The organism is Azospirillum sp. A23, from assembly GCF_042938965.1.
Lineage (GTDB): Bacteria > Pseudomonadota > Alphaproteobacteria > Azospirillales > Azospirillaceae > Azospirillum > Azospirillum melinis.
Genome location: NZ_CP170666.1, coordinates 1,436,660 through 1,459,526, shown reverse-complemented (window position 1 = coordinate 1,459,526; position 22,867 = coordinate 1,436,660). Strand labels below are relative to the sequence as shown.

Annotated in this window: 20 protein-coding genes; 8 read left to right on the top strand and 12 right to left on the bottom strand. The window is 68.3% G+C overall.

Annotated features, from left to right (window positions below; translation table 11 throughout):
- Positions 1-12: 12 nt before the first annotated feature.
- Positions 13-789 (bottom strand): SDR family NAD(P)-dependent oxidoreductase, encoded by a 777-nt coding sequence (locus tag ABNQ40_RS15380; RefSeq protein WP_109051417.1) that lies wholly within the window; start codon positions 787-789, stop codon positions 13-15.
- 279 nt (positions 790-1,068) lie between these two features.
- Between ABNQ40_RS15380 and ABNQ40_RS15375 the strand changes: the two genes are divergently transcribed.
- The 7 genes from ABNQ40_RS15375 to ABNQ40_RS15345 all read left to right on the top strand — a co-directional run bounded on the left by ABNQ40_RS15375 (position 1,069) and on the right by ABNQ40_RS15345 (position 7,579).
- The gene (locus ABNQ40_RS15375; protein WP_109051416.1) at positions 1,069-1,902 is read left to right on the top strand and encodes an IclR family transcriptional regulator; all 834 of its coding nucleotides are present in this window, start codon (positions 1,069-1,071) and stop codon (positions 1,900-1,902) included.
- A complete protein-coding gene (locus ABNQ40_RS15370) occupies positions 1,866-2,873 on the top strand; it encodes a 2-dehydro-3-deoxygalactonokinase (RefSeq protein ID WP_109051415.1) in 1,008 nt (335 codons plus the stop codon). Before ABNQ40_RS15375 ends, ABNQ40_RS15370 begins: the two co-directional genes overlap by 37 nt.
- Positions 2,866-3,516: a 2-dehydro-3-deoxy-6-phosphogalactonate aldolase gene (locus ABNQ40_RS15365; protein ID WP_109051414.1), complete on the top strand. Its 651-nt coding sequence runs from the start codon at positions 2,866-2,868 to the stop codon at positions 3,514-3,516. The genes ABNQ40_RS15370 and ABNQ40_RS15365 overlap by 8 nt, the downstream gene beginning before the upstream one ends.
- A gap of 74 nt (positions 3,517-3,590) precedes the next feature.
- Positions 3,591-4,556, top strand: coding sequence for a tripartite tricarboxylate transporter substrate binding protein (locus ABNQ40_RS15360; protein ID WP_109051413.1), 966 nt, complete (start codon positions 3,591-3,593; stop codon positions 4,554-4,556).
- Between the two features lie 65 nt (positions 4,557-4,621).
- Positions 4,622-5,149 carry a tripartite tricarboxylate transporter TctB family protein gene (locus ABNQ40_RS15355; protein ID WP_109051412.1) on the top strand — a complete coding sequence of 176 codons (528 nt, stop codon included), beginning with the start codon at positions 4,622-4,624 and terminating at the stop codon, positions 5,147-5,149.
- A gap of 16 nt (positions 5,150-5,165) precedes the next feature.
- The gene (locus ABNQ40_RS15350; protein ID WP_109051411.1) at positions 5,166-6,665 is read left to right on the top strand and encodes a tripartite tricarboxylate transporter permease; all 1,500 of its coding nucleotides are present in this window, start codon (positions 5,166-5,168) and stop codon (positions 6,663-6,665) included.
- Positions 6,662-7,579, top strand: a complete 918-nt coding sequence (locus tag ABNQ40_RS15345) for an SMP-30/gluconolactonase/LRE family protein (protein ID WP_109051410.1) — start codon at positions 6,662-6,664, stop codon at positions 7,577-7,579. Before ABNQ40_RS15350 ends, ABNQ40_RS15345 begins: the two co-directional genes overlap by 4 nt.
- Before the next feature lie 112 nt (positions 7,580-7,691).
- Here the strand turns inward: ABNQ40_RS15345 and ABNQ40_RS15340 are convergent, their stop codons facing one another.
- From ABNQ40_RS15340 to ABNQ40_RS15320, 5 genes are all read right to left on the bottom strand, one after another.
- Complete coding sequence (locus tag ABNQ40_RS15340) at positions 7,692-9,230, bottom strand: AMP-binding protein (RefSeq protein ID WP_109051409.1); 1,539 nt, start codon at positions 9,228-9,230, stop codon at positions 7,692-7,694.
- Between the two features lie 85 nt (positions 9,231-9,315).
- The gene (locus tag ABNQ40_RS15335; protein ID WP_109051408.1) at positions 9,316-11,079 is read right to left on the bottom strand and encodes an ABC transporter permease subunit; all 1,764 of its coding nucleotides are present in this window, start codon (positions 11,077-11,079) and stop codon (positions 9,316-9,318) included.
- A complete protein-coding gene (locus ABNQ40_RS15330) occupies positions 11,076-12,182 on the bottom strand; it encodes an ABC transporter ATP-binding protein (RefSeq protein WP_109051407.1) in 1,107 nt (368 codons plus the stop codon). Before ABNQ40_RS15330 ends, ABNQ40_RS15335 begins: the two co-directional genes overlap by 4 nt.
- Before the next feature lie 25 nt (positions 12,183-12,207).
- The gene (locus tag ABNQ40_RS15325; protein ID WP_109051406.1) at positions 12,208-13,308 is read right to left on the bottom strand and encodes an ABC transporter substrate-binding protein; all 1,101 of its coding nucleotides are present in this window, start codon (positions 13,306-13,308) and stop codon (positions 12,208-12,210) included.
- Between the two features lie 121 nt (positions 13,309-13,429).
- A complete protein-coding gene (locus ABNQ40_RS15320; RefSeq protein WP_109051405.1) occupies positions 13,430-14,206 on the bottom strand; it encodes an enoyl-CoA hydratase/isomerase family protein in 777 nt (258 codons plus the stop codon).
- A 197-nt stretch (positions 14,207-14,403) separates the two neighbouring features.
- On the opposite strand from ABNQ40_RS15320, the gene ABNQ40_RS15315 reads away from it, so the two are divergent.
- Positions 14,404-15,267 (top strand): IclR family transcriptional regulator, encoded by an 864-nt coding sequence (locus tag ABNQ40_RS15315; RefSeq protein WP_199235410.1) that lies wholly within the window; start codon positions 14,404-14,406, stop codon positions 15,265-15,267.
- 81 nt (positions 15,268-15,348) lie between these two features.
- On the opposite strand, the gene ABNQ40_RS15310 is transcribed toward ABNQ40_RS15315, so the two are convergent.
- From ABNQ40_RS15310 to ABNQ40_RS15285, 6 genes are all read right to left on the bottom strand, one after another.
- On the bottom strand, positions 15,349-17,238 hold the full coding sequence (locus ABNQ40_RS15310; protein WP_109051404.1) for a TRAP transporter large permease subunit: 1,890 nt from the start codon (positions 17,236-17,238) through the stop codon (positions 15,349-15,351).
- Complete coding sequence (locus tag ABNQ40_RS15305; RefSeq protein ID WP_109051403.1) at positions 17,235-18,254, bottom strand: TRAP transporter substrate-binding protein; 1,020 nt, start codon at positions 18,252-18,254, stop codon at positions 17,235-17,237. Before ABNQ40_RS15305 ends, ABNQ40_RS15310 begins: the two co-directional genes overlap by 4 nt.
- 43 nt (positions 18,255-18,297) lie before the next feature.
- Positions 18,298-19,386 (bottom strand): maleylacetate reductase, encoded by a 1,089-nt coding sequence (locus ABNQ40_RS15300; protein WP_109051402.1) that lies wholly within the window; start codon positions 19,384-19,386, stop codon positions 18,298-18,300.
- Between the two features lie 51 nt (positions 19,387-19,437).
- Complete coding sequence (locus tag ABNQ40_RS15295) at positions 19,438-20,610, bottom strand: enolase C-terminal domain-like protein (RefSeq protein WP_109491130.1); 1,173 nt, start codon at positions 20,608-20,610, stop codon at positions 19,438-19,440.
- Positions 20,611-20,654: 44 nt separating this feature from the next.
- The gene (locus ABNQ40_RS15290; RefSeq protein ID WP_199235408.1) at positions 20,655-21,656 is read right to left on the bottom strand and encodes a 2-hydroxyacid dehydrogenase; all 1,002 of its coding nucleotides are present in this window, start codon (positions 21,654-21,656) and stop codon (positions 20,655-20,657) included.
- 143 nt (positions 21,657-21,799) lie between these two features.
- Entirely contained in the window at positions 21,800-22,690 is an 891-nt protein-coding gene (locus ABNQ40_RS15285; RefSeq protein ID WP_098737104.1) for a LysR family transcriptional regulator, read from the bottom strand.
- Between the last annotated feature and the right edge of the window lie 177 nt (positions 22,691-22,867).

The following is a 22,867-nucleotide window of genomic DNA, read 5'->3' as shown; positions in this document are numbered from 1 at the left end:
CTGCCAGCCGGCTCAGGGCATGTACTGGCCACCATTAACGTCGAGGATCTGTCCGGTGATGTAACCGCTGCAGGCGTGCGAGGCGAAGAACAGGAAGGTCGGCGCGCATTCCTCCGGCTTGCCGAAGCGTCCCATCGGGAAGCCGGCGCCGATGCGGGCCTTGGTGTCCGTGTCCTTGTCGGCGTGGAAGGCGGTGTCGAAGGTGCCGGGCGACACCGTGTTGAAACGGATGCCGTCCTTCGTGTGGAAGGCCACCCAGTTCTTCTGGATGTTGTGCAGCCAAGCCTTCGCCGCGCCGTACAGCCCGGCGCCGGGGCCGCCGCCGGTGTAGCCGGCGACCGAGCCGACCAGGATCACCGATGCGGTGGTGCCGCTCCGGCTGGCGGACTCCTTCAGATGCGGCAGCGCGTATTTGGTGACCATCAGGGCGGAGCGCGCGTTCAGGTCGGTCACCGCGTCGAAGAATGCGTCGTCGATCTCCTCCAGCGGCTTGCGCGCGACCAGACCGCCCGCATTGTTGATCAGCACGTCGATGCCGCCGAAGCGGGCGACGAAATCCTCGACCAGACGCTTTGCACCCTCGCTGGAGGACACGTCGCCGGGCAGGAAGGCGACCTCGCCGTCCAGCGCGTTCAGCCGGGCCAGCGTGGAGTCGAGGTCGGCCGGCGCCTTGCGGCCGTTCATGCCGACCAGCGCACCATGGCGGGCGAATGCCTCGACCGCCGCCAGACCGATTCCCTGGGTCGACCCCGTCACCAGAACGCGCCGGCCTTTCAGATCACCGAACATGCGTGAGCCCTTCCTTCCCTGTGTCGAAAACCGCGAAACGCGGAGCGGCCGGCGTACCGCACGGCCACTGTCTCAAATATTGAGAGATAATTCTCAATATTGACAGGATGTTAGGGGTGAAGAGTGGTCCGGTCAAGGTTGGCTGTGCCGGCACGGCATATTGCCTTCTTTATAAATGTCTCACTATATGGCATCATCTATGTTGGATTTGACAACATACAACGCGGCCACTAAGGTCCCGTCATCAAGGCGACACGAATGCCCACCAGAACCGATCCCATGACCCAGCCCGTTGACGCGATCGACCCGGCCACGCCCGAAAGGCGTCAGGCCGCCGGAACGCAGACCCTGCTCCGCGGGCTGGCGGCGATCGAGTGCGTGGCGACCGGCACGACCGAGGTGAAGGGCATCGCCGCAAGGCTGAACACGCCGCGCAGCACCGTCCACCGCATGCTGAACAGCCTGGTGACGGAGGGGTACCTGCACCATGTCCCCTACAAGGGGTATCTGCTGGGACCGAAGCTGATCGAACTCGGCATGAAGGCGCTGGAGCAGCGGCCGCTGGTGGCGCTGGCCCGGCCCCACATCGAGGCGCTGGCCCAGCGCACCGGCGACACCGTCCATCTCGGTGTGGTCGACGGCGACGAGGTCTTCTATCTCGACAAGATTCCGAGCACGCGCGGGCTGGAGATGCGCTCGCGCGTCGGCCTGCGCATGCCGCTGGCCTCGACCGGCATCGGCAAGGCGCTGATGCTGGGGATGCCGCCGTCGCGCTGGCGCGAGCTGCACGACGCGGTGGCGACGGCGCCGGACACGGTGGGTGGGCGTCCCGGACCGCTGCCCTGGCCGAAATACGAAAAGCTGATGGCGGGCTTCCTGCGGCGGGACTGGGTGCTCGACTTGGAGGAGAACGAGATCGGCGTCCGCTGCGTCGGCGCGCCGGTGCGCGACATCAGCAATCAGGTGGTCGCCGCCATCAGCGTGGCGAGCGCGGTGCCCTACATGCCGGACGAACGGATGGCTGAACTCGGACCGGTCGTCCGCGCGGCCGCCGACGCGATATCGAAGGAATTGGGATGGAAACAGGACGGAAGCGCGACGGGGCGGCCCTGATCGCGCTGGACTGGGGCACCTCCAGTCTGCGCGGATTCCTCATGGACGGCGCCGGCACGGTGCTGGAGCAGCGCGCCAACGCGCACGGCATCCAGAATCTGCCGCAGCCCGGCCTGCCCGGCTTCGAGCAGGCCTTCGCCGAGCTGTGCGGCGACTGGCTGGCCGGCAATCCGGGCATCCCGGTGGTGGCCGGCGGCATGGTCGGCAGCGCCCAGGGCTGGGTGGAGGCGCCCTATGTCGCCTGCCCGGCCGACACCAGCACGCTGGCTGGGCACGCCATCGCGGTGGACAGTGCTGCCGGCGTCCGCATCCTCATCGCCCCCGGCGTCACCTACGCCCCGCCCGACGCGCCGCCCGACATCCTGCGCGGCGAGGAGATCCAGATCGCCGGTGTGCTGGCCGACCGCCCCGACTGGGCGCGCGAGGCCTGCATGGTGCTGCCCGGCACCCATTCCAAATGGGTGCAGATCCAGGACGGGCGGATGACCCGTTTCGCCACCTACATGACCGGCGAGCTGTTCGCCGTGCTGACCAAGCACTCGATCTTGGGCCGCCTGATGCCGGCGGACGTGGTGGCCGATGCGGAGGCCAGCGACGCGGCCTTCGCCGACGGCGTGCGGGCGGCGCAGGCCAGCGGGCCGGGCGACCTGTCGCACCAGATCTTCGCCGCGCGCACGCTCGGCATCACCCGCCGCATGGCGCCGGACCTGCTGAAGGATTTCCTGTCCGGCCTGCTGATCGGGCACGAGATGGTGTCCGGCCTCAATCGCATGGGGGCGGCGCTGGGCAGCGGCCGGCCGCTGCTGCTGATCGGCGACGGCATGCTGTGCCGCCGCTACGTCCAGGGCCTGGCTCTGCTGGGCATCGAGCCCACCGCCCGGCTCGAGAACACCGCGCCCAAGGGGCTGTTCCAGTTCGCCATCGCCGCCGGCCTGATCGCGCCGCCGGCCGGAAAGGACACTCATGTCTGATGAAAGCCTGAAGGCCCGGCTCGACGCCGCCTTCGCCGCCCTGCCGCTGGTCGCCATCCTGCGCGGCCTGAAGCCCGTCGAATGCGAGGATGCCGCCCGCGCCCTCTACGAGCGCGGTTTCCGGTTGATCGAGGTGCCGCTGAACTCGCCGGAGCCGTTCGACAGCATCGCCGCCATCCGCCGCATCCTGCCGCAGGACGCGCTGGTCGGCGCTGGCACCGTGCTGGAGGTGGCGCAGGTCGCCCGCCTCAAGGAGATCGGCGCCGATCTGGTGGTGATGCCGCATGCCGACACCGCGGTGATCCGCGCCGCCAAGGCCGCCGGGCTGGCCTGCGTTCCCGGCGTCGCCACGGCGACCGAGGCCTTCGCGGCTCTGGCGGCAGGCGCCGACGCGCTGAAGCTGTTCCCGGCCGAGCAGATCAACCCGACCATCGTCAAGGCGATCCGCACCGTGCTGCCGGCCGGCACCCGGCTGCTGCCGGTGGGCGGCATCACCCCCGACACCATGGCCCCCTTCCTTGAGGTCGGCGTCGCCGGCTTCGGGCTGGGATCGGCGCTCTACAAGCCGGGCATGACCGCAGCTGAGATCGCCGGGCGGGCCGAGGCTTTCGCCACGTCCTGGAAGGCACTGAACGCACGCTGACTTCACGCGGGCGACGAAGGCCGCCCGCTTTTCCTGTCCGCACCCCACCAAGCAAAATTCGAGGGAGAACGTTTATGAAGGGCTATCGCCTTCTGACCGGCGCCGTCGTCGGCGTCCTGGCCACGGCCAGCCTGATTGCCGGCGCGCAGGCCGCCGACTACCCGACCAAGCCGATCGAGCTGACCGTGCCGTACGCGGCCGGCGGCGGCACCGATCTGGTCGCCCGCGCCTACGCCGACGCCGCGAAGAAGCACCTGCCGCAGTCGATGGGCGTCGTCAACAAGACCGGCGGCGCCGGTGCCGTCGGCCTGACCGAGATCATGGCCGCCCGCGCCGACGGCTACAAGATCGGCATGGGCACGGTGGAGATCACCATGCTGCCGCACATGGGCATCGCCCGCTTCACCGCCGACGACTTCACCCCGATCGCCCGCCTGAACGCCGAGCCGAGCGCCATCACGGTGAACGCCGACTCGCCCTTCAAGACCTACGAGGACTTCATCGCCAACGCCAAGGCGAACCCCGGCAAGGTCCGCATCGGCAACTCCGGCACCGGCGCCATCTGGCACCTCGCCGCCGCCGCGCTGCAGGAGAAGACCGGCCTCACCTTCAACCACATCCCCTATGACGGCGCCAACCCGGCGGTCACGGCATTGCTCGGCAATCACATCGAGGCGGTCAGCGTCAGCCCGGCCGAGGTGGTGAACCATGTCGCCGCCGGCAAGCTGCGCATCCTGGCGGTGATGGCCGACGAACGCTCCCCGGCCTTCCCGGATGTCCCGACCGTCAAGGAGAAGGGCGTCGACCTGTCGGTCTACACCTGGCGCGGCATCGTCGTTCCGAAGAAGACCCCGCAGGCCGTCGTCGAAACGCTGCGCAAGGCGTCCAAGGCGACCGTCGAGGAAGCGTCCTTCAAGGAGACGCTGAACAAGATGAACCTGACCCTGGCCTACGCCGACGGTCCCGAGTTCGGCCAGGTCATGCAGAAGGACAACGCCTTCTTCAAGGACCTGATGACCAAGCTCGGCATGGCCAAGTAAGCAGCAAGACGGAAAGGCGGGGCACGGCCGGCACCATCGCCGCGCCCCGTCCCAGGAGATCTCGAATGAGTCAGTCCCCCGAGGGAGCCCCGGGACCGGGCGCGCCGCGTTCCGCGGACATCGCCGCCGGCATCATCGTCGCCGTGGTCGCCATCGCGGCGATCATCGTGTCGCGCGACTTTCCGACCACCGGCCTTGACAGCGACGTCGGGCCGGCCCGCTTCCCGCTGATCTACGCCGGCATCCTGGTCGTGCTGAGCGCCATCCTGGTGGTCGGCCGCCTGCTGCCGTCGCGGCGCAACCAGGAGCGCACCGCCGCCGAGCGGGCCCAGCCCGCGACCGGCTTCCGCTTCGCCCCGGTGGCCATCGGGGTGGTGGCCACGGCCGCCTACATCTACCTGATCTCGCTGGTCGGCTATATCCCGACGACGGTGGTGTTCCTCATCGGCATGATGCGGCTGATGGGCCAGCGCAGCTGGATCCGCGTCCCGCTGCTCGCCGTCGGCATCACCGCCTTCCTCTACCTGATCTTCCTGTACGGCCTGCAAATCCCGCTGCCCGTCGGAAGCCTGTTCGAAGCCGCAGAGCTGTAGGCGAGGAGTTTGGAAGATGTATGAAATCGACATGCTCCTCAAAGGATTCGCCAGTCTGGCGGCGGATCCCGCGACCCTGCTGCTCGCCTTCATGGGCGTCGTGCTCGGCATCGTCATCGGCGTGCTGCCCGGCCTGACGGCCACCATGGGCGTCGCCATCCTGCTGCCCTTCACCTTCGGCATGGCGCCGGCTCCCGCCATCCTGATGCTCTCCGGCGTCTTCTTCGGCGGCATCTATGGCGGCTCCATCACCGCCATCCTGCTCAAGATCCCCGGCACGCCGGCCGCCGCCGCCACGGCGATGGACGGCTACGCGCTGAGCCAGAAGGGGCAGGCCGGCATCGCGCTCGGCACGGCCACCATCTCGTCCTGCATCGGCGGCACCTTCAGCGTCTTCATGCTGATCTTCCTCGCCCCGCTGCTGGCCGGCATCGCGCTGGAATTCTCCGCCGCCGAGACCTTCGCGCTCGCCATCTTCGGCCTGTCGATCATCACCAGCGTGTCGGGCGAATCGCTGGTCAAGGGCCTGATCGCCGGCTTCCTCGGCCTGCTGCTGTCCACCGTCGGGCTCGACCCGATGGGCGGCTTCCCGCGCTTCACCGGCGGTTTCAACGAACTGCTGAACGTCCCCTTCATCCCGGTGATGATCGGCCTGTTCGCCGCCTCGGAGGCCTTCAAGTCGCTGGGCCAGCCCGCCGCCCGCGCCGAGGTTAAGGTCCACATCGGCCGCATCATCCCGCCCTGGAGCGTCTTCAAGGGCCTGATCTTCACGATCCTGCGCTCCTCGGGCCTCGGCATCATCGTCGGCATCATCCCCGGTGCCGGCGCCGACATCGCCTCCTTCGTCGCCTACAACGAGGCCAAGCGCTTCTCCAGAAATCCGGGGAATTTCGGCAAGGGCGAGTTGAAGGGCGTCGCCGCCGCCGAATCCGGTGCGAACGCCTGCACCGGCGGCGATCTGCTGCCGATGATGACGCTGGGCATTCCCGGCGACGCGGTGACCGCGGTGATGCTGGGTGCCTTGACCATGCAGGGCCTGCAACCCGGTCCGCTGCTGTTCAAGGACCATGCCGGACTGGTCTTCACCCTGTTCGCCGGCATGCTGTTCTGCTACGCGGCGCTGCTGGTCGTCGGCCTGTCCTCGCTGCGCCTGATGGGCAAGGTGCTGGAAATGCCGCGCGCCATCCTGACGCCGCTGATCCTGACGCTCTGCGTCGTCGGCGCCTACGCCATCAACAACAGCATGTTCGACGTCGGCATCATGCTGGCGACCGGCGTGGTCGGCTTCTTCATGCAGCGCTGGGACTATCCGGCCTCGCCGGTCGTGCTGGCGCTGATCATGGGCCCGATGGCCGAGTCGAGCTTCCGCCGCGCCCTGTCGCTGTCGGGCGGCAGCCTGGACTTCCTCTACACCCGCCCGATCACGCTGGTCCTGCTGCTGATCGCCGCCATCACGCTGCTGCTGCCGCTGCTGAAGTATCTGAAGAGCAGCAACGACGGAAGGCAGGCGGCATGAGCCCGACCGTCACCACCATCGGCCTCGACGCCGTCATCGAACCGGACCTGCGCAACGGCACCGGCGAGAATCCGGTCTGGGACGCCGACCGCCGCAACTGGACCTGGATCGACATTCCGGGCCGCCGCATCCACCGGCTGGATCCGTCCAGCGGCGTGCGGCGCGACTGGACGCTGCCGGAGCCGGTGGGCAGCCTCGCGCTGCGGCCGGACGGCGGTGCGGTCGTCGCCTGCCAGACCGGCCTCTTCGACGCGGACCTGCCCGAGGCGGGGGGCGACGCGGTGCTCAGCCGCCTCGCCGACAGCCCATTCCCGACGGAGGGCATGCGCTTCAACGACGGGCGCTGTGACCGGCAGGGGCGGCTGTGGGTGTCCGCCATGGTGATGGACATCGCCAAGGGCGACCCGTCCGGCGCGTGGTACCGCTACACCCGCGCCGAGGGGCTGGTGGAGACCGGGCTGACCGGCTTCGTCATCCCCAACGGCTCCGCCTTCAGCCCGGACGGCCGGACGCTCTACGCGTCCGACACCCACCGCGACGTGCGGATGGTCTGGGCCTGGGACTACGATCCGGAGACCGGCACCGCCGGCAACCGGCGTCCCTTCATCGACATGCGGGCGATGGTCGGCCGGCCGGACGGTGCGGCGGTCGACACCGACGGCTGCTATTGGATCTGCTGCCTCGACGAAGGCTGCATCAAGCGCTTCACCCCGCGCGGCGATCTCGACCGCCGCATCGAGGTGCCGATGCGCAAGCCGACCATGTGCGCCTTCGGCGGCGACGGGCTTCGCACGATGCTGGTCACCTCGCTCAGCCGCGGGCCGGCCGATCTGGCCGAGGATCCCCATGGCGGCCGGGTCCTGATGTTCGACCCCGGTGTCCAGGGCCTGCCGGAGCCGCGCCTGACCCGCTGAGGGCGAGGGCCTCGCACCAAACGATCCCATCCTGGCGAAACGACAAAGCCGGCTGTGTCTCACAGCCGGCTTTGTCCATTGTAGGCGGAGGTGAAGACGATGCCCGGCCGCCTTACCGCGCCGCCTGCCGGTCCCAGCTGTCGTTCACCGCGGGCGACAGGCGGTGCTTCATGATGCGCTGGCTGGGCGTGCGCTCGAACCCCTCCACCAGGGCGATGTAGCGCGGGTTCTGGTAGGGCGCCAGCTGGCGGCCGAGCCAGTCGGACAGGGCCGGGATGTCGACGGTGGCGCCCAGCCTGGGCTTGACGAACAGCTTGATGTCCTGCTCGCCGATGTCCGCCTGCACGCCGATGACGGCGCAGTCCTCGATCGCGGGATGGGTGGCGGCGATGTGCTCGATCTCCCAGGCGGAGACGTTCTCGCCCTTGCAGCGCATGCTGTCGGTCATCCGGCCGTGGAACAGCAGCGTGCCGTCCGGCAGCAGCGAACCGAGGTCGCCGGTGTGCAGGGCGCCATCGCGGAGCGCCTTCGCCGTCGCCTCCGGATTGCGGAAATAGCCGGCGAACAGGGCGCCAGGCGTGTCGGTGCGCACCACGATCTCGCCGCGCTCGCCGCGGGCGACCGGCTTGCCGGCCTCGTCCAGCAGATCCACGGTGAACCAGGGCATCGGCCGCCCCACCGCGCCGACGGTCCCCTCGTCGTTGCAGGTGGTGATGCTCGACGCCTCTGTCATGCCGTAGCATTCACGGATCTCGACGCCGAAGCGCTCCTGGAACGGCGTCCAGGTCTCCTTGGGGCAGCCGCCGCCCCAGGCGATGCGCACCGGATGGTCGCGGTCGCGCGGGTCCGGCGGCTGCTTCAGCAGGATTTGCAGAATGCCGCCGAGATAATGGATGTGGGTGGCGCCATAGTCGCGGACCTGACCCCAGAAGCGGCTGGCGCTGAAGCGGTCGACCATCGCCAGCGACACCGCACGGATCAGCGGCAGCACGATCATCTGCGCGCCGCCGATGTGGTAGAGCGGTTCCCAGACGAACAGCACGTCGCCGTCGCGGGCGGCCGAGACGCGGGCCACCGCCTCGCCCGCCAGACGCATCATGCGGTGGGTGACCAGCGCGCCTTTCGGCCTGCCGGTGGTGCCCGACGTGTACATGATGGCGAAGAGGTCGTCCGGTCCGGGGAGCGTCCCCTCGAACAGGGCGCCGCTGTCCAGCATCGGCTCCAGCCGCGGCAGGGACGAGGCCTCGTCGGCGCCGGCCACGATCAGCGGCTTGCCCGACAGGTCGGCTCCGCACTCCGCGATGGTCGCCACGAGGTCGGCGTCGGCCAGCACCGCCGCCGGTTCGGAATGGTCCAGGATGTAGCGCAGGCCGTCGCCGCGCTGCTGGGCGTTGATCGGGATCCACACCAGCCCGGCCTTGGCGATGCCGAACAGGGTGGACAGCACCGCCGGGCTGTTGCGCAGCATCAGCGCCACGCGGTCGCCGGGGACCAGACCCAGCCGCCGCAGCTCCGCCGCCATGCTGTCGGACTGGCGGTCGAGGGTGCCGGCGGTCAGCGGGACGCCGTTGTAGCGGGCGAACAGACGCTCGCCGTCGGTCCGCGCGGCCTGGGTCAGCAGGCCGGCGAACCCGGTGGAGAAATCGGACATGGTCGGGAATCTCGGCTCGGGAAATCTCGGGATGAACGGACGGTGGCGCGGTCTGCCGCTCAGGTCTGCCGCTCAGGTCTGCCGCTCAGCGGCCGGACCGGCGCAGCCGCTCGGCGATCAGCAGAAGCGCCATGACGATGAGGAAGACGACGACCGAAACCGCGGCCAGGGTCGGGTTCAGCTGCAGGATCATGTCGTCCCACATCTGCTTGGGCAGTGTGGTCTTGACCCCGCCGCTGACGAAGATGGCCACCGTCAGCTCGTCGAAGGAGGTGATGAAGGCGAACAGGAAGGCGGCGACCAGACCACCGCGGATCAGCGGAACCGTGACCCGCATCAGCGTCTGCACCAGGTTGGCGCCGAGCGTCGCCGCCGCCTGGTCCAGCCGCCAGTCGTGCCCCTTGACCACCGCGGCGATGGCGACGAAGGCGAAGGGCAGCGCCAGCACCGTATGGCCGATGACGAGGCCGAGGTCAGTGGCGACCAGCCCGATCTGGGCGAACAGATAGAACAGGCCGACCGCGATGACGATGCGGGGGACGATCATCGGCGCCAGGAACAGCGCGAAGATGGCGCCGCGCCAGCGCGAGGTCGAGCGGGCCAGCGCCAGGGCCGCCAGCCCCGCGATCAGGGTCGCCAGGATGGCGGTGGCGAAGGCGACGCCGAAGGAGCGCAGCGTGGCGCCCAGCCACAGATCCGATCCGAAATAGACCTCGAACCATTTCAGGCTGTAGCCCGGCGGCGGGAAATCGAGGAAGGGTGAGCTGGTGAAGGCGATCGGCACCACCACGATGGCCGGCGCCACCAGGAAGACCAGCACCAGGGTCGAGTAGACCGTCGGCAGCCGGTCGCGGCCGCGCTCGCCCAGCACGGGTGCCGTGACGCGCGCGGCGGCTGCGGTCAGCGCCGCCAGCGCCGACAGGATGCCCTGCCCCGCCCTGCGCATGGAGCCGCCGCCCTTTTTGCGCCGGCCTCCCTCGCCGGACAGGGTGGACAGGCCGAAGATGCGGTCATAGATCCAGCAGGTGACCAGGGCCGCCGCCAGCATGAAGGTGGCCAGCGCCCCGGCGAAGGCCCAGTTCAGCATCTCCTGGATCTGGGCGATGATCAGCTGGGCCAGCATGGTCTGCTGCGGCCCGCCCAGCAGGGCCGGAACGATGAAGAAGCCCAGGGAGGAGATGAAGGTCAGCAGCCCCGCCGCGGCGATGCCCGGCAGCGACAGCTGGAAATAGACGAGCCAGAAGGCATGGCCCGGTGCAGCCCCCAGCGTTTCCGCCGCCTGCACCAGCCGGCGGTCGATGCCGGTCATCACCGGCAGCATGGTCAGCACGGCCAGCGGCAGCATGGCATGCACCATGCCGATCATCACGCCGAACTCGTTGTGCAGCATCTCCGGCTGCGGCAGGCCGCCGGCCGCCAGGATGCCGCCGATGACGCCGGTGCGGCCCAGGATCACCATCCAGGCGAAGGTCTTCACCAGATAGCTGGTCCAGAACGGCACCATCACCGCCAGGATCATCACGCCGCGCCTGCGCTCCGGCAGCTGCGCCAGCCAATAGGCCAGCGGATAGCCCAGCAGCAGCGAGAACAGCGCCGTCAGCCCGGCGATGCGGAAGGTGCCCATCAGCACGCGGAAATAGACGCCGGTGTCGACGATGCGGGCGTAATGCTCCCCCGTCCAGGCGCCGGTGTCGGCATCCTGAACGCTGAGGCCGAGCAACCGCAGGACCGGATAGAGGAAGAAGACGGCGAGGAAGGCGATGCCGGGCGCCGCCAGCCAGAGCGGTCCGAAGCGCAGCCGCTGCCTCAGACCGCCCTCGTCGGCACCGTGCAGGAGGACGGCGCTCATGACACCAGCACTCCGGCATCGCTGCGCCAGCGCACGGCGACGCGGTCGCCCAGCGGCGGCGGCGACATGCCGCGCCGCAGCCGGACGGTGATGGTCGACTGGTCGCCCAGCGCCACCAGCACGCGGGTCTCGGAGCCGGCATAGACGGTGTCGACCACCTGGCCCGACACCTCGTTGTCGCCCTCGCCGTCGAGGTCGAGCTGTTCGGGCCGGACGATCAGCGACGCCTCGCCCTGGCCGGCCGCGGCGCCCGCGGCGGCACTGGCGGCGGCGGTGGCGGGCGACAGGCGGAACCGCCCGCCGCCGGTCACCAGGATCGGCGCCCCACCCTCGTCGCGCTGGAGCCGGCCGCGGAAGATGTTCGACACGCCGATGAAGTCGGCGGCGAAGGCAGTCTTCGGCCGGGCATAGATATCGTGCGGGGTGCCGATCTGCTCGATGCGCGCGTGGTTCATCAGGCAGATGCGGTCGGACATGGCCAGGGCTTCCTCCTGGTCATGGGTGACGTAGATGATGGTGGCGCCGGTCTCGCGGTGCAGCCGCTTGATCTCGTACTGCATATGCTCGCGCAGTTTCTTGTCGAGCGCCCCCAGCGGCTCGTCCATCAGGATGACCGAGGGCTGGTAGACGAAGCAGCGGGCCAGCGCCACCCGCTGCTGCTGGCCGCCCGACAGCTCCTTGGGGAAGCGGTCGCCGAGATGGCCGAGATGGACCATCTCCAGCGCCTCCCGGACCCGGCGGTCGACATCGGCGCCCGCGATCCCGCGCATGCGCAGGGGAAAGCCGATGTTCTCCGCCACCGTCAGGTGGGGGAACAGGGCGTAATGCTGGAAGACCAGCCCGATGTCGCGCTTGTGGACGGGGGTGCGGGTTTCGTCGCGGCCATCGATCAGGATGCGCCCGCCGTTCGGCTCCACCAGCCCGCAGATCATCTGCAACAGCGTGGTCTTGCCCGAACCGGACGGGCCCAGCAGGGTCAGAAATTCGCCCGCCGGGACCTCCAGCCGGGTCGGCTGGAGGGCGACGACGGACCCGTAGCTCTTGGTGAGGCCATCGACCAGGAGCTTGCAGGCGGGAGGGGCCGTTCCGTGGGAGGGGAGCATGGCGGCGGGTCTCCTGTGATGGTCGTCAGCCGAGGATCCAGGCGTTGAAGCGTTCGCTCATCTTGGAGCGGTTGGCGCCCCACCAATCCTCGCGGGCGATGGTCATGGTCTTGAGATTCTCGGGGAAGGTGGGCAGGGCCTGCGCCCGCTCCTTCGGGATGTCGTCATAGGCCTTGAGGTTGGTCGGGCCATAGGCCAGCACCTCGGTGAAGATCGCCTGGCGCTGCGGGTCGGCGCAGAATTTGATGAACTTGCGCGCGGCGTCGGCGCGCGGGTTGCCGCGCGGGATGCCCCATCCCTCGATGGAATAGAGCCCCTGGTTCCACGAGATCTTCACCGGCGCGCCGCCGTCGATGGCGGCCTGGGCGCGGGCGTTCCACAGGGCGATCATGTCGACCTCACCGCTCTGGATCAGCTGGGTCGACTGGGCGCCGCCGGTCCACCAGGCGGCGATGTGCGGGCGGATGCGGTCCAGGCTCTTGTAGGCGCGGTCGACGTCGAGCGGGTAGAGCTTGTCCAGCGGCACGCCGTCGGCGAGCAGCGCCTGCTCCAGCGTGTCGATGGGGTTCTTGCGCAGCGACCGGCGGCCGGGGAACTTCTCGACGTTCCAGAAATCGGCCCAGCTCTGCGGCGGGTTGGACGCGAACTTGTCGGTCCGGTAGCCGAGGATGGTCGAATAGACGTCCGTTCCCATCCACTGGCCGGTCAGCGCATCGGGCATCAGGCCCGGCGCGTCGGCGGCAGCAAAATCCAGCGGTTCCAGCAGGTTCTGGCGGGTCAGGATGTCACGCGCCGACAGCGTCAGCGTGCAGACGTCCCAGCTGTAGGATCTGGTTTCGACGATTGCCTTGAACTGGGCGGTCGGTTCGGCCTCGCGGGCGACATTGACGACCTTGATGCCGGTGGCCTTCTCGAACGGGTCGTAGAACGCCTTGCGGAAGGCCGGGCTGTAGGGGCCGCCCGGATCGGCCACGGTGATCTGAGAGGTCTGCGCCAGCGCCGGGCCGCTCATCCCGGCCGCCAGGACCGGCGGAAGGGCTGCCGCAACCGCGGTGCCCGCAGCACCTTTCAGCGCGGTGGAGAGCAGGCCGCGGCGGTCGATGGAGAAACCGTCATTCTGTCCCATTGTCGTATTCCCTGTTCGCTGGCCGGATCTTGGCAATCGTCCGGTTGATGGAGGAGCTGTCGGGTGGGGTGGGACGGCGGCGAACCGTCCCGTTTTTAAAAAGAGGTGCCGGAACGGCTGGTCAGGCGGCCGTCTTGCGCGCGGCGCGCTTGGCCAGGAATTCCTCCATCATGCGGGCCGGCTCGCCCGACGCGTAGGCTTCCCGCTGGATGCGCACGCCGGCGGCCAGACAGTCGCGGAACCCGGCCTCGGTCATCTCGCGGAAGCGCTGCTTGTCGAGGCGCATGGCAACCGGCGGCTTAGCGGCCAGTTCGCCGGCCAGTTCGAGCGCTTCGGCCATCACGCGGTCCTGCGGAACGATGCGGTTGATCAGGCCGATGGCGTGGCATTCCGCCGCGTCCATCAGGCGGCCGGTCAGGGTCAGGTCCATGGTCCGGGCCAGCCCGATCATCTCCTTCATGATCCAGGGGCCGGTGGTGCTGGCGATGCCGGAATTGATCTCCGGCTGGCCCATGCGCACGCCGGGATGGCCGACGCGCAGGTCGCCCAGCAGCGCCACCTGGAAAGCGGAACCGGCGGCAACACCGTTCAGCGCAACCACCAGCGCCTTCGACAGGCTGCGCATGCGGTCGTAGAGCCGCTCCCACTCCGCCACCCACTCCTCGGCGCGGTCGGCATCGAAGCTCTTGGTTTCGTTCAGATCCTGGCCTGCACCGAAGGCGCGGTCGCCGGCACCGGTCAGGATGATCGCCCGGATGGACTCGTCGGCCTCCATGCGGTCGAAGGCGACGACCAGATCGTCGCGCATCGCCTTGTTCCAGGCATTCAGCACGTTGGGACGGTTCAGCGTGATGATGCCGACCGGGCCGCGGGTCTCGGTGAGGATGAAGTCGGTCACGGATGCGCTCCTGTCGATGCGGGGGGTCGGTCCGGCCAAGTGGTGCCGGCCGCCGAAACCCTCCCGCGGGAATGAGGGATCGAAGGGTGATCGCGAAGCGGTGTATTGAAATGCAATACTTTGTATTGATTAGCTTGGCTTGCTTTCGGTACGCTGTCAACGGTATCTCTCACCGCGCACAGTCAGGACCGACCGACATGGCACCGCGCCGATCCGCCTCTTCAGCGCCCAAGACGGGCGTTCCCGCCGGCACGGACATCGATGCCGGCACCGTCACCGCCGAAAACACCGGTTCCGAGGGCCGGGCCGGCGACCCGCTGATGGTGATGTCGGTGGACAAGGCGTTCCGCGTGCTGCACGCCTTCGATTCCTCGCGGCCGTCCATGAGCCTGACCCAGGTCGCCGCTGCCGTCGGCATGGACAAGAGTGCTGCGCAGCGCTTCACCTACACGCTGGAAAAGCTGGGCTATCTGCGGAAGGATCCGGTCACCAAGCGCTTCGAGCTGACCGTCCGCAGCCTGGACATCGCGCATCACTATCTGCACAGCAATGCGATGCTGCAGCGCGCGATGCCCTATCTGATGCATCTCAGCAAGACGACGGAAGAGACGATCAACCTGACCATGATGGACGGGACGGAGATCGTCTTCGTGTCGCGTTTCATGAGCCGGCATGTGCTGAACACCGATGTCATCGTCGGCACGCGGATGCCGGCCTATTGCACCGCGCCGGGGATCGCCATCCTGTCGCGCCTGCCGGCGGCGGAGGCGGCGGCGCTGGTCGACCGGATGGATTTGAAGCCCTATACGCCCACCACCACCTGGAAGCGCGACGAGCTGCTGGCCAAGATCGCGAAATCGGCGGTGAGCGGCTATGCCACCGCGTTCGAGGAATTCTATCACGGCGACCTGTCGGTCGCGGCGGCCATCACCGGATCGGGCGGCGTGCCGGTGGGTGCGCTGAACATCGCCGTATCGCGCGCGCGCTTCACGCCGGAGGAGATGGAAGAGCGCTTCGCCCCGCTGGTGGTGGCGGCGGCCGGATCGGTCTCGCAGCGCTGACCGGCCCTGAAAAGACGAAGCCGGCCCCGGAGTGAACCGGAGCCGGCTTGTTCAAGTCGCCGAGAGACTGGACGATACGGTTTACAGGAAGCCGGTCGAGATCCAGGGAATGGCCGCGACCAGCGCCAGTCCGGCCAGCAGCGCCGCCAGATAGCCCATGATCGGGCGCATGCCCTCGTCCGGATTGACCCGTCCGATGGCCGAGGCGACGTAGAAGCCGACGCCGAAGGGCGGGGCGAACAGGCCCAGGCCCATGGCGAGGATCACCACCATCGCATACTGCACCTCATGCACGCCCATCTCGCGGGCGATGGGGAACAGCAGCGGGCCGAACAGCACGATGGCCGGGATGCCTTCGAGAACGCTGCCCAGGATGATGAAGGCGACGATGGACACCGCCAGGAAGGTGAAGGAGCCTCCCGGCAGGCTGGCCATGAAATGGGCCAGATCGGTCGAGAAGCCGGAGCGCGTCAGGCACCAGGCCATCCCCGTCGCGGTGCCGATGATGAACAGGATCGCCCCCGACAGGGCCGCGGTCTCGACCAGCATGGGGACCACCCGCCCCCAGTCGAAGCGGCGATAGACCAGCAGCCCGACGGCAACGGCATAGACGATGCCGATGGTCGACACCTCGGTCGCCGTGGCAACGCCCTCGATCACCGCGGTGCGGATCACGAAAGGCAGGGCGAGCGCCGGCAACGCCACCACCAGGCTTTTGCCCAGCTCGCCGCCGGTCGGCCGTCGCACCCCCGACAGGTCTTCGTTGCGGTAGCGGTGCCGCACGACCAGGCACAGCATCACCGCCAGCAGCAGGCCGGGCAGCAGGCCGCCGGTGAACAGGGCGGCGATGGACACCCCGGTGACCGACCCGATGGTGATCAGCACGATGCTGGGCGGGATGGTCTCGGTCTGCGCGCCGGTCGCGGCCAGCAGCGCCACCAGATCGCCCGGCTTGGCACCGCGGTTCTTCATCTCCGGGAACAGCACCGGGGCGACCGCTGCCATGTCGGCGGCCTTCGATCCGGAAATGCCGGACACCAGATACATCGCGCCGATCAGCACATAGGACAGACCGCCGCGCACATGGCCGAGCAGGTTGGCCAGCACCGCCACCATGGCGCGGGCCATGCCGGTCATCTCGATCAGGAGACCTAGGAAGACGAACAGCGGCACCGACAGCAGGATCAGGTGCGACATGCCCTCGTCCATCCGGCCGACGACGACCAGCAGCGGCACCCTCGTGGTCAGGGCGAGATAGCCGAAGCTCGACAGCCCGAAGGCGAAAGCGATGGGGACGCCGGCGAACACGGACCCGGCCACCACGACCACGAAGAAGACCAGCAGGTTGAGCTTGCCGAGATCGGCCAGCACCGGCTGGAGCACCGTGAACAGTGCGGCGATGGCCGCCACCGCCGCCAGGGCACCCGCCACCAGCCGGACATCGCCCACCCGTGCCAACCGGACCAGGGCGGTCGCGATCATCAGCCCGAGGCCGGTCGGCAGGGCCGCCGCGCGCCACATGTTCGAGATCTGCAAAGCCGGAGTGGTGATCTCCAGTTCCTCCCAGGCGAACTCGCCGGCCGGCAGGATGACCAGAAGCAGGAAGCAGAGCGCCGCCGCCACCGCGAAGACGTCGAGGAACGCCCGCGCGCGGGGCGATGCCCAGCTGACGAAGGCGGTCATCCGCATATGCTCGCCGCGACGGAAGGCGACGACGGCCCCCAGCATCGCCAGCCACAGGAACAGGATCGAGGCCAGCTCGTCCGACCAGGTGATCGGCGCGTGCAGCACGTAGCGGGCGACGATGCCGGTGAAGAGGATCACCACCTCCGCCGCCACCAGAAGCGCTACCGGCAGTTCGGACAGCCAGCCCAGAAGCCGGTCGACCTGCGCCAGCCACGGGCTGGCGCCATCGGAAGGACCGGCAGTGGACGGGCCGGCGGTGGACTTGTGATCCACCACCGCCGTCATGTCAGGGCCCCCACCGAGCTTTCCAGGGCGTTCCAGGCCTCCTCGCCGTATTTGGCCTTCCATTCGCCGTAGAAACCGGACTTGCGCAGAACCTCCCGGAACGGCGCCGGATCGACCTTGTTGAAGGTCAGCCCCTTCTGCGAAAGCGAGCTTTGCAGCGCTTCGTTCAGGCCGGCGATGTCCTGGCGCTGCTGCTGCGCGCCGTCATTCAGGTTGCGGCTGACGATCTGACGCAGATCCTCGGGCAACCCGCGCCAGGACCGGCCGTTGGTGACGATCCACGAGCCGTCCCAGACATGGTTGGTGATCGAGCAGAATTTCTGCACCTCGTAGAATTTGGCGGTGTCGGCGACCACCAGCGGATTCTCCTGCCCATCGACCACGCCGGTCTGAAGTGCGGCATAGACCTCGCCCAGGTTGATGCTGGTCGGCGACGCGCCCAGCCCCTTGAACAGCGACACATAGACCGGGCTGACCGGGACGCGGATCTTGAAGGCGGCGAGGTCGGCCGGCCCGGTGATCGGCTTGGTGGCGGTGGTGATCTGGCGGAAGCCGTTGTCCCATATCCGCTCGAAGGCGTGGAGCCCAGCCTTGTCGAAGCCCTTGCGGATCACGCCGCCGAGCTGACCATCCATCGCCTTCCAGACCGCGTCGTAATCCTTGAACGCGAACCCCATGCCGTTGATCGACGCCACCGGAACCAGGGTGGACAGGATCAGGCCGCCGGTGCTGAAGAACTCGATGCCGCCGGAGCGGACCTGCGCCAGCAGGTCGCTGTCGCCGCCGAGCTGGCTGTTGGGGAAGACGGCGATGTCGACCTTGCCGCCTGTCTCCTTGCGGATCCGCTCGGCGGCCTCGACGGCGCGGACGTGCAGCGGGTGGCTGGCGGGGAAGCCGTGGCCGAACTTCCAGGCGAATTCCGCGGCATGCGCCTTCGAGATGAAGGGTGCCGCCAAGGGAACGGCCAGGGCGCCCGCCGCGGTGGCCGTCAGAAACTGTCTGCGCTTGATCGTCATGGTGGTTCCCTCCCTTTTTGCGTTTTCTCGTCCGATTCGGCCCCTACCGGCCCGGATGCGACCCTGGGCGACGCCCCTCCACCGCCGCGGCGAGGATGCCGCGCACGGCCTCCTCGGTCACCGGTCCGGGGTTGTAGCGATTGTCGGTCTCGACGGTGATGCGGGCGGCCTCCGCGATCCGGTCGGCGGAGAAGCCGACCTCCGTCAGTCGCGTCGGCAGGCCGACCGTTTCCATCATGTCGAAGATGGCGGCGCCGACGTCCGCCACCCCCATGGCGGCGGCAAGCCGGTCCATCGCCTGGGAGGCGAAAGGCGCATTGTAAGCCGCGACATGGGGCAGCACCAGCGCATGGGACAATCCGTGCGACACGCCGTAGGTGCCACCCAGCACATGGGCGACGCCATGCTGGAGGGCGAAGCCGCCGGCCAGCGCCGCACCGGCGAGATGGGCACCGTAGAGCAGGTCGGCGCGTGCCTCAGCATCGTCCGGACGGGCCGCCACCCGCGGCAGCGCATCCATGATCGCCCGCGCGCCCTCCATCGCCGCCGGCACGATCACCGGGCTGATCGTTGGGGTGTATATGGCGTCGACGCAATGGGCGAGCGCGTTCATGGCGCTGGCCATGCTGACGTCCACCGGCAGCCCGACCGTCAGCGAGGGATCGTAGACGACGGTGCCGGCCAGCATGCGCAGGCTCTGGTGCATCCGCTTGACGCCGTCGATGGTGATCCCGCAGAAGCCGGTCATCTCGGAGCCGGAATAGGTCGTCGGCACGGCGACGATCGGCAGCCCGAGTTCCAGCGCGATGGCCTTGCCCAGACCGATGGAGGCGCCGCCGCCGACGCTGACCAGACAGTCGGCGCCCATGTCGCGCGCCTTGGCCCGGCCCCGGATCGCCAGTTCGATGGGCACCTGGGAAACCGCTTCCGGCAGGATGCCGATGCAGCGGCTGCCGAGGCGGTCGGCGACACGCCCGCCCATGGCGCTGCGGCCGGGCGTGGAGACGACGAGCGCGCGTTCGGCCCCCAGTCGCTCCACTTCCCCGTCGATGCGGTCGACCGCGCCCGCCCCGAAAACGACCCGCGACGGCAGCGCGTTGAACACGTCGCCCGGAGTGTTGAATTCTCTCATGATGGAAACCCGTCCGATGAAGCTGGGAAGCAGCGCCTTACCGATTGCGGCTTACCAATCGACGATGGTGCCGTCGTCCAGCACGGCGGAGGTCGTGTGCATCACCTCCGGCTTGAAGGGATGCTTGGCCGCTTCCGCCTCGTTCACCTCGATGCCGAAGCCGGGAACGTCCGGCACCTCCCAGTGGCTGCCGGTGCGGCGGATCGGCGTCTGCACGACGTCGTCGTACCAGGGCACCGCACCGCTCATCTCCTCCTGAATGACGAAGTTCGGGGTGGAAATGTCGAAATGCAGGGCGGCGACGCCGGCCAGCGGGCCGTTGGGATTGTGGGGCGCGATGCCGATCAGCTCCGCCTCCGCCAGTGCCGCGATCCGCTTCCCTTCCAGCAGGCCGCCGGTGTGGTTCAGGTCGGGCTGGGCGATGTGCACCGCCTTCTGGGCGAAGACCGGCATGAATTCCCTCAAGCCCACCAGCCGCTCGCCCGACGCGATGGGGCAGTCGGCCTGTTCGGCGATGCGGCGCAGCGCCTCGGTGTCGCCGGGCTGGACCGGCTCCTCGCAGAACATCGGCCGGTAGGGCTCCAGTTCGCGGATGTAGCCCATGGCGGCGGCGATGGAGCCGGGGCGGCCGTGGAAGTCGATCATGATGTCGACGCCGTCGCCCACCGTGTCGCGCAGCGCCTGCATCATCTTGCCGACATGGCGCTGGGCCGGGACCGGGGCGCTGTGGGCACCGTAGGGAATGAACACCACCTTCAGCGCGTCGTAACCCTTCTCCGTCACCGCGGCGGCGCGCTCCTTCAGCGAGCCGATGTCGAAGGTCTCGTACACCGACTTCATCTCGCCGAGGCCGAGATGGGTGTAGACCCGCACGCGGTCGCGGACCTTGCCGCCCAGCAGGCGCCACACCGGCAGGCCAACGCTCTTGCCGAAGATGTCCCACAGCGCGTGTTCGATGCCGCTGATCGCCGTCACGCCGACCATGCCCAGCTTGTAATAGCTGAACTTGTTCATCGCGCGGACGCACTGCTCGATGTCGCGCGGGTCGCGGCCCAGCACGGTCGGCTCCAGATCCTCGACGGCGCCGGTGACGGCCCGCGTCTTCCAGTTCAGGCTGGCCTCGCCCCAGCCATACAGGCCGGGCTGGTCGGTCAATACCTTGACGAAGATCCAGTTGCGCATCTCGGCGTTGACGACGAAGGTCTTCACGCCGGTGATCTTGATCGGCACGCCGGCGCTGCGGCGGGCGAGGTCCTCAGTGTCTCGGATCATGGGAAGCTCGTGTTCTGGAAGGCGGGCCGCACTGCCGGAGCAGGCGCCCGCACAAGGTTCAGCAGCGGTTCGCCGGCAATCAGCCGGTCGATGTTCCGGGCGATGAAGGCATAGCGGCGTTCGGGCAGCCGGGTGGTCCAGGCCGAGGAATGCGGGGTACAGACCGCGTTCGGCAGATCCTCGAAGCGGAAGCGCGCGGGCGCCACCCGGTCGTCCGCCCCGGCCGGATAGCCGTACCAGACGTCGAGAACCGCACCGCCGATGATCCGGCGCTGCAAGGCGCCGTACAGCGCCTCCTCGTCGGCGATGGGGGCGCGCGACACATTGATCAGCACGCCGGTCGGCTTCATGGCGGCGAGTTCGGCCGCACCGATCAGCCCGCGCGTCTCGTCGGTCAGCGGGCAGGCGATCACCACGAAGTCCGCCTGCGCCAGCATCTCCGGCAGGCGGTCCGGCGGCAGGATCGCCTCGGCCAGACCGTCGGAATCGGCAGCGAATTGATCCACGGCGAGGATGCGCATGCCGAAGGCTGCCGCCCGCCGGGCAATCGTCCGCCCGATGCGGCCGAAGCCGATCAGCCCCAGGGTCAGGCCGTGAATCTCTCCATGCGGCACGCGCGCCCGGTAGACGTCGGACCAGGTGTCGGTGGCGAAGGAGCCGCGCAGGGCGTCGGGGCGGATTTCCCAGTTCAGCATCGCCGCCATGACGAACTCGGCGATGGGAATCTCATGTTCGAAGACGTTGCACAGGCTGGCGCCGGACGGCAGGGAGGCCATGTCGACGCCGTCCAGTCCGGCCCCCGGCACATGTAAAAGTCGAAAATCCGGCACGGACCAATCGCTTCGCGAGAAGCGCAAAGACACGACCACGTCGTCCGCGGTGATCGCGGAATCGAAGTCGGGCGAGTGGGCGGCCTCGCGGGGAAGGGGAATGATCTCGCAGGGTGTCGTCAGGAAAGCGCCGAGCTTGTCCTTGTGATTGGCGGCTTCCCCAATCATGAAGACTTTCATTGGCTTGATCCTCCGTTATGCAAACGATAGGGCCAACGAACTGAGTAGGTCCAACTTTTAAAAATGATCGATTGATAAGGAAAAGTTTTTACTGTCCCGCACCACCGATCCCCATGGCGGAGGAAATCCGCTCAGGAGACCAGTTCGCCGACGGTCGCGGCGACGTCGAGGAATGTCTGGATAGCCGGGGATGTGTCGTCGCTCTGGTAGGCGACCCCGAGCGTCAGATAGGGGGCCGGCCCGTCCAGCGGGCGGTAGACGACCCCCGGCCGCGCGAACTGCTGAAGGTCTGAGGCGATGAGGCCGATGCCGAAGTCGGCGGCGGCCAGCGCGATGATCGATTGGGCCGGCGAGGCTTCGAGGATCAGTTCCGGGCTGAACCCCGCCTGCTGGCACAGGCTGATGATCTCGTCGTACAGGCGCGGACCGATCACGCGCGGGAAGATGATGAAGCGCTGCCTGGACAGATCCTCCAGCCGCAGGCGGGGCCGCTCCGCCAGCGGGTTGCGGTCCGACAGCACGACGTTGAAGCGGATGCGCGCGATGAGGTGCGACGACAGCGACTGGTCGTCGAGCGGGGGATGGAAGATGCCGACATCGATGGCCCCCGCCCTCAGGGCCTCCTCCTGCTCGGACGTCGTCATGACATGCACGTTCACGCCGAAATTCGGCAGTGCCGTGCGGAACCGGTGCATGATCTCGGGAAAGACGATGTAGAGCGCCGGTGCAGTCATGCCGACCGACAATTGCCCGATCTCGCCGCGGTCGGTCTGGCGCGCGAGCTGTGCGGCCCGATCCATCTGGTTCAGGATCTTCCTGGCCTCGCCCAGGAAGGACTCGCCGGCCCTGGTCAGGGAAACCCGCCGCTTGTTGCGGTGGACCAGCTGGACCTGAAGCTCGTCCTCCAGCTGCCGCAACTGCTGGCTGAGGGCAGGCTGCGTGATGTGGCACCGCGCGGCGGCACGGTGGAAATGCAGCTCCTCGCAGAGCGCGACAAAGAACTGGAGCCTGCGACGATCCATGCTGCGGAGATAAGAGCATTGGGCCGGCGCTGTAAAGCCGCGATGGACGGCGCGGCGCGCCTGCGCCCGCCACCTGTGGCGGCAGGACGGTGCGCGCATTGCGATAGCCCGTTCCCGGTTTCCCAGAAAAATCCAATCGAGCCAAACATCTGTTGCAATGGCCAAGAGTCGACGATT

Coding starts and splice junctions, on each gene's coding strand:
- ABNQ40_RS15380 (WP_109051417.1), bottom strand. CDS start 789: ATGTTCGGTGATCTGAAAGGCCGGCGCGTTCTGGTGACGGGGTCGACC.
- ABNQ40_RS15375 (WP_109051416.1), top strand. CDS start 1,069: ATGACCCAGCCCGTTGACGCGATCGACCCGGCCACGCCCGAAAGGCGT.
- ABNQ40_RS15370 (WP_109051415.1), top strand. CDS start 1,866: ATGGAAACAGGACGGAAGCGCGACGGGGCGGCCCTGATCGCGCTGGAC.
- ABNQ40_RS15365 (WP_109051414.1), top strand. CDS start 2,866: ATGTCTGATGAAAGCCTGAAGGCCCGGCTCGACGCCGCCTTCGCCGCC.
- ABNQ40_RS15360 (WP_109051413.1), top strand. CDS start 3,591: ATGAAGGGCTATCGCCTTCTGACCGGCGCCGTCGTCGGCGTCCTGGCC.
- ABNQ40_RS15355 (WP_109051412.1), top strand. CDS start 4,622: ATGAGTCAGTCCCCCGAGGGAGCCCCGGGACCGGGCGCGCCGCGTTCC.
- ABNQ40_RS15350 (WP_109051411.1), top strand. CDS start 5,166: ATGTATGAAATCGACATGCTCCTCAAAGGATTCGCCAGTCTGGCGGCG.
- ABNQ40_RS15345 (WP_109051410.1), top strand. CDS start 6,662: ATGAGCCCGACCGTCACCACCATCGGCCTCGACGCCGTCATCGAACCG.
- ABNQ40_RS15340 (WP_109051409.1), bottom strand. CDS start 9,230: ATGTCCGATTTCTCCACCGGGTTCGCCGGCCTGCTGACCCAGGCCGCG.
- ABNQ40_RS15335 (WP_109051408.1), bottom strand. CDS start 11,079: ATGAGCGCCGTCCTCCTGCACGGTGCCGACGAGGGCGGTCTGAGGCAG.
- ABNQ40_RS15330 (WP_109051407.1), bottom strand. CDS start 12,182: ATGCTCCCCTCCCACGGAACGGCCCCTCCCGCCTGCAAGCTCCTGGTC.
- ABNQ40_RS15325 (WP_109051406.1), bottom strand. CDS start 13,308: ATGGGACAGAATGACGGTTTCTCCATCGACCGCCGCGGCCTGCTCTCC.
- ABNQ40_RS15315 (WP_199235410.1), top strand. CDS start 14,404: ATGGCACCGCGCCGATCCGCCTCTTCAGCGCCCAAGACGGGCGTTCCC.
- ABNQ40_RS15310 (WP_109051404.1), bottom strand. CDS start 17,238: ATGACGGCGGTGGTGGATCACAAGTCCACCGCCGGCCCGTCCACTGCC.
- ABNQ40_RS15305 (WP_109051403.1), bottom strand. CDS start 18,254: ATGACGATCAAGCGCAGACAGTTTCTGACGGCCACCGCGGCGGGCGCC.
- ABNQ40_RS15300 (WP_109051402.1), bottom strand. CDS start 19,386: ATGAGAGAATTCAACACTCCGGGCGACGTGTTCAACGCGCTGCCGTCG.
- ABNQ40_RS15290 (WP_199235408.1), bottom strand. CDS start 21,656: ATGATTGGGGAAGCCGCCAATCACAAGGACAAGCTCGGCGCTTTCCTG.
- ABNQ40_RS15285 (WP_098737104.1), bottom strand. CDS start 22,690: ATGGATCGTCGCAGGCTCCAGTTCTTTGTCGCGCTCTGCGAGGAGCTG.